General features: G+C 42.9%; 7 protein-coding genes. All 7 read left to right on the top strand.

Annotation, left to right across the window (positions count from 1 at the left end):
- Window positions 1-141: 141 nt before the first annotated feature.
- The 7 genes from AC0YN7_RS16260 to AC0YN7_RS16230 all read left to right on the top strand — a co-directional run bounded on the left by AC0YN7_RS16260 (window position 142) and on the right by AC0YN7_RS16230 (window position 11,412).
- Window positions 142-2,991, top strand: coding sequence for an ATP-binding protein (locus AC0YN7_RS16260; RefSeq protein WP_475811068.1), 2,850 nt, complete (start codon window positions 142-144; stop codon window positions 2,989-2,991).
- Window positions 2,992-3,059: 68 nt separating this feature from the next.
- Window positions 3,060-4,691, top strand: a complete 1,632-nt coding sequence (locus tag AC0YN7_RS16255; RefSeq protein ID WP_475811067.1) for a GGDEF domain-containing response regulator — start codon at window positions 3,060-3,062, stop codon at window positions 4,689-4,691.
- A gap of 17 nt (window positions 4,692-4,708) precedes the next feature.
- A complete protein-coding gene (locus AC0YN7_RS16250) occupies window positions 4,709-5,068 on the top strand; it encodes a response regulator transcription factor (protein ID WP_475811066.1) in 360 nt (119 codons plus the stop codon).
- Between the two features lie 501 nt (window positions 5,069-5,569).
- Window positions 5,570-6,790 carry a GNAT family N-acetyltransferase gene (locus AC0YN7_RS16245; RefSeq protein ID WP_475811065.1) on the top strand — a complete coding sequence of 407 codons (1,221 nt, stop codon included), beginning with the start codon at window positions 5,570-5,572 and terminating at the stop codon, window positions 6,788-6,790.
- Between the two features lie 238 nt (window positions 6,791-7,028).
- On the top strand, window positions 7,029-8,681 hold the full coding sequence (locus tag AC0YN7_RS16240) for a response regulator (protein WP_475811064.1): 1,653 nt from the start codon (window positions 7,029-7,031) through the stop codon (window positions 8,679-8,681).
- Complete coding sequence (locus AC0YN7_RS16235) at window positions 8,681-10,429, top strand: cache domain-containing sensor histidine kinase (protein WP_475811063.1); 1,749 nt, start codon at window positions 8,681-8,683, stop codon at window positions 10,427-10,429. Before AC0YN7_RS16240 ends, AC0YN7_RS16235 begins: the two co-directional genes overlap by 1 nt.
- Entirely contained in the window at window positions 10,429-11,412 is a 984-nt protein-coding gene (locus tag AC0YN7_RS16230; RefSeq protein ID WP_475811062.1) for a substrate-binding domain-containing protein, read from the top strand. Before AC0YN7_RS16235 ends, AC0YN7_RS16230 begins: the two co-directional genes overlap by 1 nt.
- The last annotated feature ends 33 nt before the right edge of the window (window positions 11,413-11,445 follow it).

The raw sequence follows: 11,445 nt of genomic DNA, 5'->3' as shown, positions 1-11,445 counted from the left end.
GCAATTAATAAGTGATCCATGAAATATTTATCGAAATTTCTTAGTTAATTGTCGAATAAGGGATAGACAGTTAGTATAATGTCTTCTATTATCTAAACGGGAAGCTTTCAAAAAAAACGGAGCTGGACGGGGGTCATTCTAGTGGCAAGATTGCTAGACTATATCGGGCGTAGTATTAAAAGAAGAATTACATTAATGATGGTCGCCAGTCTTTTGCTCATTCTAGTTGGCGCGGTTATCGTCCCAGTGGGCACTTTCCAGATTATTAATAAATATGATCAAACAACTCGCAGCTTTAGTCAAAGCCAGAAGCATATTACGGATATTGCCATCCATACGAATGAAATTATTTTGCGAGTGAGAGGTTATTTCGCCTACTTGGACAATTATGAGTATCAACAAATTTTCAATGCCAAGAAGGAGCTCGATCAATCTCTCATTACGTTTAAGAGCACCCCTTTAACAGCAGAAGAGCAGGATCTTGTCGAACGGGTAGAAACTTTTTTTGAAGGATATTTGAACGATGTGCTGCCTAAAGGAGCTGCTTACGCCGAGAAGGGCGATTACGACTCCCTACGCAAGTTAATCACGCTAGGGGAGAATAATCCCGTTAACGATATTATTCTCTATGCCAAGCAGTCAGAGAAGCAAATCCGAGTAAAGCTGGAGAATGAGTATGACAAGCTGCTCCGAAATCTAATTCTCGAGGGCATCTATTTCATCATCTATATTATTATCGTTCTTATTATATCGATATTTATAACCCGTAGGCTGGCAACTGATATTGGAAATCCTTTAAGCAGGCTGTCTCTATATGCGATGAACTACACGAAGGGTGAAACCATTCAATCGGATATTTTGGATCGCAAGGATGAAATCGGGTTATTGTCCAGATCATTAGACAGCATGATTTACGAAATTAAAGAGAAGGAAGAGGAGCTGCTTGCTCAGAATGAAGAGCTACAAGCTCAGCAGGACGAATTGCAAGCCCAGCAGCAAGAGCTTCAGGAAGCTCTTGGCAAGATGGAAGAAAACGAAGTGTATCTGAATAAGCGTAATTTATTGATGCAATCCTTAGCGAACACGTTGGACAAAAAAGAGCTTTTGAACAGCATAATTAGCAATGTAGTGGAAATCACTCGTTCCGATAAAGGTATTTTGCTTTTAATGAATCAATCACATGACTATGCTGCCTACGGCATTTCTGAGGAAGAAACACAGCAATTTTTGGCAGGCTTCGCGCATAGTGCTGCTATTCGTTCCTTGTATAGCAAACAGCTGTATGTCCGGGAAAGGGATGCGACAGTTGGGGAGAAGGGCTATGTTTCTGATACTTTAAACGCTTTTGATATTTTTGTTCCTTTGTATAAAGGGAATGGGGATGTCGCGGCTTGTATGGTGCTAACTCGCGTGGGAAGAAGCATCAGCAATAGGGAAGAGCAGGAAATAGTGGGCTTGGCTGGACAAATCTCACTATCGCTTGAGAAGCTGGAGATGTTTGAGATAACAGAAGGCCAGAGACAGATGACTCAGGATATGCTCAATACGATTCAAGAGGGCGTCCAGTTGATGAACCTTGAGGGCCAATCTCTTCAAATTAACCAAAAGCTGTATGAGCTTATGGAGCTCTCCTATGAGGATGCGGAACTAAAGGGAGTGCTTCTGAAAGACTTCATAGCTATGCTTGCTCCGAAAATGGAGGATTCCGATTCTTTATTTGAGTTTATTAGCAATGCTTTAAATGGTGAGAGCGAGCACGCCCAAAGCATGAACTATATGCTTACAAATCAAGAGCCTCGCTATATACAAATCTATTGGGAGCCTATCTATCGCAATAGGCAGAAGTTTGGTATTTTGCTCGTTCATCGGGACATCACCAAGGAGCATGAGGTGGACCGTATGAAATCGGAGTTTGTCAGCACCGTCAGTCATGAATTGCGAACGCCTCTAGCCAGCATTCTTGGTTTCTCAGAGCTGCTGATGCATCGGGAATTGAAGCCGGAGCGTCAACGCAAATATATGTCTACGATTCATCAGGAAGCGAAGCGCTTGACCCAATTGGTCAACGATTTTTTAGATCTGCAGCGAATGGAAAACGGCATGCAATTTTATGAATTGATGCCTTTAGATATCATTCCTCTTATTGAGGAAGTGAAGGAGCTTCAACAAACCGCAACAACCAATCATCATATCATTTGGAACTCATCATCGGCACGCGAGAAAACAATGGTACTCGGCGATCGGGACAAGCTATTTCAGGTGATGGTCAATCTTGTAAGTAATGCAATCAAATACTCACCCGCTGGTGGTGACATCTGTATAACTTCACGTCTAGAAGGCGATAAAATATGGATTGATGTAACAGATGAAGGCTTAGGGATTCCTGAGCAGGCGCTTTCGAGCCTCTTTACGAAATTTTATCGCGTAGATAACTCTGATCGGCGAGAAATCGGTGGAACGGGATTAGGGCTCGCTATTGTTAAAGAGATTGTAAATCAGCATCACGGCGATGTGAGCGTAGTCTCTCAATTAGGAGAAGGCAGTACATTTTCAATTACTCTTCCGATTCATAAGAGCTCTGTTGTTGAGGCGAGCGAAAGACCATTTTCACCAAGCTTGCATGCGGCGGCTTCCCTTGAAGTTATGCTCGTAGAGAACGATTACAGCTTATCTGTTATGCTGCAAGACGAGCTTGTAGAGAAGGGATATCAGGTAACGGTATTCTCAGACGGTATTAGCGCCATTCATGCTATGGAAGATCATCAACCGAATGTCATTGTTCTGGATTTGAAGCTGTCACAGGAAATGAGCGGATGGGAAGTTATTGAACGAATGAAAGCGACAGAGAAGCTGGCGGGCATTCCGATTATTATTTCCAGCGCTTTCGAAGAGAAGGAAAAAGCATTGCAATGGGACATTACTCATTTTTTAATAAAACCGTATGTGCCTGTTAAATTATTTGATGCTATTGAAGACATTCTTCGTAAATAATTGGATATAAAATTTAGATTTGCGATAGTTGATAGCTGATGAAAATATGGTCTTTGGGGAGAAGTCTATTGATTACAGAAAAATATAAACGGCTTGTCGAGCAACGAATTCGAACAACGCTTGATGATTGGTCGAGCAAAGCTGTGGTAGAGGAGAAAGAGATTTATCGATTTCTACATAACCTCAAAGGTACCGCTGGAACAATAGGAATGCAGGAGATAGAGAAGGAAGCGGAGCATAAGTTAAATCTATTTTCGGATACGAGTACTCGTCATTTCACCTATAGTGAATGGTACGAGGTGTTAAAGTCTCTGTTAGCTGATATTCCTATGAGTTCTGCAGTAGAAAGCTCTTCTAAAACCCTATCGACTCAATCTGTTATGCTTCCGGATCACGCAGGTAATAGAATTCTCGTTATTGATGATGATGTTGAATTAGCTGCTTATTTAAAGGGGTTATTGGAGGAACAGTGCTATCCGGTAAATATAGCTTTAACGGCAGAACGCGGTTTGAAGCTATTCTATGATTGGAAGCCGGATATGATAATTCTTGATATTCTTCTTCCTGATACGAATGGTATGGAAGTTCTTAAACAAATCGTCGAGAAATCCCAGCAGGAGCACTCACCAATCATTGTTATAAGCACCGAGGATACGAGAGAGCATCGGATTAATGCCTATCGTTCCGGTGCAATGGATTTTTTCGCCAAACCGATAGATCAAGAGCTTATGCTTGCATTAATAGAAAATCGATTTCAAATTAAACAGCAGTGGGAGCAGTCTATCATTGTTGACGAGCTGACCGGTGCGTATAATCGCAGGCATTTTAACAGGACAATGAAACAGATGATAGCGGACTTTCAGCGAACGAGAAATGTTTTCACTGTTGTGCTTATGGACTTGGATCACTTCAAGCGAGTCAATGATACCTATGGGCATCTTGTGGGTGACGAAGTGCTGATAAGCTTCGCGGAAACGGTTATGGCTTCAAAGCGCGATGAGGATATTTTATGCCGCTATGGCGGGGAAGAATTTGTACTTGTTCTTCCTAATACATGCAAGGAGAAGGCTATGCCCGTTATTGAGCATATTCGTGACCAATTCTCCTCTCATATGTTCTCATCTGCAGGTCAACACTATAAAGTTACCTTCACTGCAGGAGTAACAGATAGTCATATGAACAACGCGCATCCGGAGAAGTTAGTTGAAGAGGCGGACCAAGCGCTCTATTTAGGGAAAGAATCGGGAAGAAATCAGACGATCATTTACTCTCCACATATGGCTCAGACGCATAGCGAGCAGAAGCTGAATATTCTCGTTGTGGATGATGATCCGTTGATTCGGGATATCGTGGTCACGGGGTTAACTCAGTGGCAGCCGAATAGAAATATACAAGTGGCTGTCAGAGGTTATGAGGACGGTTATGAGTTTATCCATTCGGATTGGTATTGCCAGAACGATAAATATATTATTTTGCTGGATGGAGCTATGCCTACCATGGACGGAGTAGAGGTGTTGAACAAGCTTCGTAATGAATACCCTGAACGCAATATTGTCATCGCCATGCTTACCGCGAGAATCAATCAGACGGATATCATTCATGCGCTTCAGCATGGAGCTGATGATTACATTGTGAAACCCTTCCAAATGCCAGAACTGCTGTCGAGAGTCGAACGCTTAGTTCAAAAAATATATAAATAACGAAAGCTGAGGAAGCTATGAAGAAAATATTAATTGTCGACGATGAAGAAATACTTCGCATGCTGATCGCGGATACACTTGAAGACTTGGATGTGGAGATTGACAGCGCAGAGGATGGTAAAATAGCGCTAGAGAAATTGAATCAAACCGAATATGACTTGATGCTTCTCGATTATATGATGCCCGAGCTGACTGGGATAGAAGTGCTGGAACAGCTGCCGCAGGCAAAGAAGGCTAAGATGCCGATTCTTATGCTGACAGCTAAAGCTCAGGATTCGGATCGCGCGAAAGCTTTGGAGGCGGGAGTTAGAAGCTTCATTCCTAAGCCGTTTAGCCCATTAGAGCTGTTAAAAGTGGTAGAAGAAATGCTTGGATGAGAGACAAGAGACCTTTTAAGAGACCTTTTGAGGTCTCTTTTTTTGCTGCAAGTACGGGTTCTTGTTGTGTGAAAGTATGTCTGTTGATTAACAACTGTACTCGACTAACCCTCAATATCTCCACAAAAGTACATATACATCTTTCGACAGTTAAATTTGTTCCACATTCTGAAACTAATGAGCAACATTATGGAATGAGAGACGAATTAGTTTCAGAATATGCAGCTAATGCACCGAAAAGAGGGCGCGTATCGAGCTGACCCAGCCATTAAGTTCATTCCCTGACACTAAACCGCATCTTTCCCTTTTGCGACCTCATTTAAATGCAAAAAATGAAACTACGGGGGCTCAGTATTAGAATAATCAACAGACATTATGTAAAAGTATGTTTTCCATGAGGTCGTGTATACTACATAGCGTATATGAACAATTGCAATACATTCCATTCCATTTTCATGCTGATATCCAAGTTATAAGGTTAATAAATGGGGGTTATCACCAGTGAGCCGCAGAAAATTACATGACAGAATCAAGCTGGGAAATGTGGAAACGAAGCATGGGGAGCAATTCAACGATTTATTGCGCTATGTGTTTCAAGTGACCAATCGTGATTTGCAAACCTTTGGCTGGGAAAACAGAGAGATTGCTATGTCTAAGCTGCCGGTTCTGAAGTATGCTGATGTTCTGGGGTGGTTCGATGATGAGAAGCTCATCTCTCAGCTTGCCGTCTACCCGTTTCAGGTAAATATTTTCGGTCATATTTATGAGATGGGGGGACTGACAGGCGTTGGAACCTATCCCGAGTACGCCAATTTGGGTTTAATGAACAAGCTCATGCTGCATGCTTTGACTAAAATGCGGGACCGTAAGCAATCGATCTCCTACCTATATCCGTATTCCATCCCTTATTACAGGCGGAAGGGCTGGGAGATCATATCCGATAAAATTTCTTTTGAAGTTCCCGATACCCAACTGCCAAAGCAAAGAAATGTGCCGGGTAATGTGGAACGAGTAACTATTGAGCATCCGGATATCAAAGCCATTTACGAGCAGTTTGCTTTGCGGCATCATGGGGCGATGCTCCGAAATGAGCTGGCCTGGGAAGAGTATTTGCGTTGGGATCTGGATGATATGACCGTGGCCATCTATTATGACAGCAACGATCTGCCGATGGGGTACTTGCTGTATTGGGTTGCCGAGGAAATATTTTATATAAAAGAGATGGTATACATCATTGAAGAGGCTCGTGCTGGCTTGTGGAATTTCGTTAGTGCCCATTTCTCAATGATCAAGCTAGTCAAAGGAGATATCTATAAGGATGAGCCGCTCGCATTCTTATTAGATGATGGCGATATTAAGGAAACCATTGTACCTTACTATATGGCTAGAATAGTGGATATCACTCTTTTCATCGAGCAATATCCGTTTCAAACTCAGGAGAAAGAGAGCCAACTTATCTTTACCCTGCATGATCCGATGCTGGAATGGAACCGAGGTACATTCACGTTGACGGTAGACACTTCAGGGAAGGGGCGCTTGCAAGAGGGCGGTTCTAACCCCTCGGTTATCATTGATATTCCCACGTTAACGACCATGCTAATGGGCTACAAACGTCCGTCCTATTTGGCTCGGATCGGTCGTCTTCAGTCTGATGAGATCTCTATCGATCTACTCGAAAAATGGATTAGACAGGAGCATCCGTACTTCTCGGATTATTTTTAAGATAGGACTGCGGAGCTTCTAATTAAACCTTACAAAAATAAGCTTAGGGTCTTCAGAATACTACCTCGGTAGTCAATGTGAAGGCCCTTTTACTTTTAGTTAGAAATGAATAATTAACGACTAGATAGACAAACCATAATCTGATAAAGTTATCTATTATTTACAATGTCGAGATTTATGTCAAAATGGGTAATTGTGAAGCTCTTACGCATGTATCGCATTAAATAGGGGGAATTATATGTACAAGTTGTTACTTGTTGATGACGAGCCGGAAGTTACGGAAGGATTAATGGTAGAAATCGATTGGAAGAGCTGCGGCTTCACGGAGGTTAGAACGGCTGGAAACGGCAAAGAAGCTATGGAGATCATTGAGAAAATGGAGCCTGACGTGCTCATTACTGATATTAGCATGCCATACATGAATGGATTGGATCTCTCGGAATGGACCAGGAAGATGTACCCGATAACCCGTATCGTTATTTTGTCCGGTCACGATGAATTTGATTACGCCAAGCAAGCGGTTCATTTGCAGGTGGAGGAATATATTCTGAAACCATTTTCGTCTGAGCAGTTGACATCAACGATTATGGAAGTTGCTAGACAAATGAATGAAGAGAGGGAGAAGCGAAGTAATATGGAGCTTTTGGAGGAGCATTATCGGACAAGCTTACCGATCTTGCGCGAGAAATTTCTCTCCTCTTTGATTACTCGTAAGCATTCGCATAACGATATTTTTCTGAAAGCGGCGAAATACGGCTTGCAGCTGGAAGGTGAGAGCTATGTAGTGTCGATTATCGCTGTCAATCATTCGGATAATGAGAATGAGGAGGCTGTCAAGTTAGCTTCTAATTCATTGGCGTTGTCTCCTGATCTGGATCTTAAATTATTTTCCGTAAGTAATATCGCTAGTGAAATATGGATGAGACATGGGCTTGGTAAAGTGTTTATTCACCAAGATCAGGTCGTACTGTTCACTGTAAGTCCGCTAGTGGATGCCATGTTGATTATGGAGCAAACACAGAACGCGTTGAAGGAAATTTTGCAAAGCATTGAGAAGTTTTTGCGCTTTCCGGTCATGATTGGCGTCGGAACTCACACACAGGATATCGGCAACCTGAAATATGCGTACGATGCTGCAACGGATGCTCTCGATTATCGGCGTATTTTCGGCAACAACATGATTATTTGTATCAATGATATGGAAAACCGCGTTCATGAGAAACTTCTCTTCGATGAATGGAAGGAACAGAAACTGGTTCGTACGATCAAGCTTGGTACGGAGAAGGAGCTTGAGGAGGTCATTGACGGGCTTTTCGACGAAATTACTCGCGTTCAGGCGCCGGTACATGAATTCCAGCGTTATTTGCTGGAAATGGTGACGACGATTATTAAATTGACAAAGATGAATGACAGCGAGACTGATGATATTTTTGCAGGAGGATGGGACATCTTGAAACAATATCAAAAGCTGAACAGCTTACAGGAAACGAAGACATGGTTCGGCGAGCTGTGTTCCAAGGTGCGCAGCCGTATCGCAAGCAGCAGGCAGTATACGTATAAACAAATCGTGGAGGATGCCATCATCTATACGAAGAGCCATTATCAGGAGAGTGATTTATCCATTTCAAGCCTCTGCGCTCAGCTGCATATTAGTGCTGGCTACTTCAGCGGTTTATTCAAAAAAGAGCTTAAAATAACGTTCGGCGCTTATTTGCTGCAGCTTCGTATGGAGGTAGCCAAGGAGCTGCTGCGGACAACAGAGCTTAAAGCTTTCGAAATCGCCGATAAGGTAGGCTTCGCAGATCCTAACTATTTTAGCCTTAGCTTTAAGAAATACGCGGGACTGTCTGCCAAAGAATACCGACAAGGCTTGTCTCAGCAGGAGAAGTAATGAAGCGTAGAAGCATTCAGTTTATTTTAACGGTATCGTTCACGTTGTTTTCTATTTTCATTATTTTGATAGTCGGTATTGTGCTGTATGGTCGATTCTCAACTACCGCGAAGGAAAACGCATTTCGCAACTCACAGCAAATCGTCGATCAGGTCAGCTATAATCTCGAAAATTATGTGCAGATCACTTCTGATCTGTTCAATATGATGCATCATGCAATTGGGCAAAGTGATGAGGTGAAGTCCGATTTGATGAGTCGTCAGCTAGAGACGATGATGTCCACGCGCACCGATTCGGTAACGCTTGCTTTATTTGACGATAAGGGACATCTTCTGCTTGACTTGCCAAATGTTGAATTGAAGGACACGTTGCGAGTTGCGGAGGAAAGTTGGTTTCGAAAAGCGCTGAATACATCCGGTCATTTATCCATTTCCCTTCCCCATGTACAAAATTTGTACAAGCAGCAGTTCCGGTGGGTCGTAACGTTTAGTAAAAGCATAACAGTTCAGCATAATGGCAAGGCCGTGCAAGGTGTTCTGATGATGGATGTCAACTTCAACCGAATTGATGAGCTGTCTGAGCGAATCAGTCTTGGACAAAAAGGATACATATATATCCTAGACGAATCGGCGGGGAACATTGTGTTTCATCCGCAGCTTGAGCTTATCTACGCCAACTTGAAGGGAGAAAACGTCGAGCTTGCACTCAAGCATACTTATGGCAGCTTTATTGATGAATCTGATGAGGAGGAGAAAATGATTAGCGTTCAAACCATCGGCAATGTTGGCTGGAAGGTGGTTGGCGTATCCTATATAGACGAGGTCATGATGACAAGCTCAGAGTTCAACCGTTCGATGTCTCAATTGATTATTGCTTTGGTACTCATTGTCTTCATACTTTCCAGCATGGTATCTAGCCGTATTTCAAGACCAATAAAGCGGTTGGAGCTATCCATGAAAAGTGTGGAGAGAGGAGATTTTGATCTGATTGCAAGTGGTGAGGGGCCACTTGAAATCAAAAATCTTGCGAATAGGTTTAACCTTATGATCGGGACTATCAAGCAATTAATGAACCGGATCGTAACGGAGCAGGAGAGCAAAAGGAAATATGAGCTGGAAGCGCTGCAGGCGCAAATCAATCCACATTTTTTGTATAACACATTAAATACGGTCGTGCGAATGGTTGGCATGAATAAGAATGAAGAGGTCATTAAGACGATTACCTCGTTGTCTAAGCTGTTCCGAATTAGTATTGGCAAAGGGAAGAGCTTGATTATGCTCACGGAAGAGATAGAACATGCAAGAAATTATTTAATCATTCAGCAAATGCGTTTCAAAAATAAATTCGATTTTTCGTTTGATATACAGGAAGAAGCTCTGTCTTATGTAACCTTGAAGCTTATCATACAACCATTAATCGAGAATGCACTGATGCATGGTATCGAGCCATCCGTCGACAAAGGGCATATTACCGTTTCCGTACGGCTTGATGGCGGTGAGATAGTCATTCAGGTTATTGATGATGGTCTTGGAATGTCGGAGGAACAGCTTAACCGCATTCGTACAGGAACAGTTCTAAGCTCCAAAGGTTCAGGCGTAGGTATTACGAACGTACAGGAAAGAATTCGACTTTATTTCGGCGAAGCGTATGGGCTTCATTTTGAAAGCGAGCTGGAAGTCGGCACAACCGTTACGATTTCTTTCCCCGCCTTGGTGCCAGAGCAAATTGAAGGAGGGGATCGGCCTTAATGATTGGAAAGAAAGGACTTATAATGAACGGGCTGCTCCTTCTATTGGCTTCTTTCCTGCTCTACTCCGCGCTTTATCCGGGTGCTGGTGAACCGAAGCGGGAGAATAAAGGGAAGACGATTCAATTTATTCCTCGAACAAGCGGGGGAGACTACTGGCAGAACGTGGCGAAGGGCGCACAGGCAGCCGTCAAGGAATTCGATATTGATCTTTACGTATCAGAGCCAAAGGATGAAGGAGATGTGGATGGCCAGTTGCAAATGGCGATGCATTCATTAGAGACGCAGCCCGATGCAATCGTGCTTGGTGCGAATGCCGACGCAGCATTTGAACCGTTTCTGGAGGAAGCCCGAAAGCGGCGTATTCCTGTAATTGCGATTGATAGTATGCTAACGTCGGGCGAGACAGCAACTTATATTGGTACTGACAATTACTTGGCTGGGAAAGAGGCTTTTCGAGAGATGGCTGACCAGCTTGGAGGAGAAGGTAATATAGCTATACTTGCATACACCAAAGGAGGTATAAACGGTGAACTGCGGGAACAGGGTATTCGAGATGCCGCTGAGGAATATCAGGGCATTCGACTCGAAGACACTGAGCTCTGTTCGGAAGAATATGGCGCATGCCAACAAATGGTTAGCGAAATATTAGACAAGAGGAAGGTAGACGGTATTCTGTCACTTAATTCGGAAACGTCGATCGGAGCGGCGCTTGAGATTAAGCGTAGACAGGCTAGCGGCAAGATCAAGTTGGTAGGTTTCGATAGCTCGCCTGAGCTTCTAGAGCTGCTTCAAGAAAATCAACTGCAGACTTTATTTGTACAAAATTCGTTTAGTATGGGCTATCTCGCCGTCAAACATGCGCTTGAAGCAGCGTATGGCCATGATGTTCCTTCAAGGGTGGAAATGAGTATGGAGCGCATTACGGAACAAAATATGTTTTGGTTAAAAAATCAAAAGCTAATGTTCCCTGTCGTTCAATAATCATAAATAAATGAGAATTTTAATAAAAGTGAT

The organism is Paenibacillus sp. J31R122 (assembly GCF_056269185.1).
Note: the sequence above shows the minus strand (reverse complement) of the source record. Positions and strands in the feature narration are given on the sequence as shown.

Excerpts from the sequence above, each read along its gene's own strand:
- AC0YN7_RS16250 (WP_475811066.1), top strand. The coding sequence starts at position 4,709 with ATGAAGAAAATATTAATTGTCGACGATGAAGAAATACTTCGCATGCTG.
- AC0YN7_RS16240 (WP_475811064.1), top strand. The coding sequence starts at position 7,029 with ATGTACAAGTTGTTACTTGTTGATGACGAGCCGGAAGTTACGGAAGGA.
- AC0YN7_RS16235 (WP_475811063.1), top strand. The coding sequence starts at position 8,681 with ATGAAGCGTAGAAGCATTCAGTTTATTTTAACGGTATCGTTCACGTTG.
- AC0YN7_RS16230 (WP_475811062.1), top strand. The coding sequence starts at position 10,429 with ATGATTGGAAAGAAAGGACTTATAATGAACGGGCTGCTCCTTCTATTG.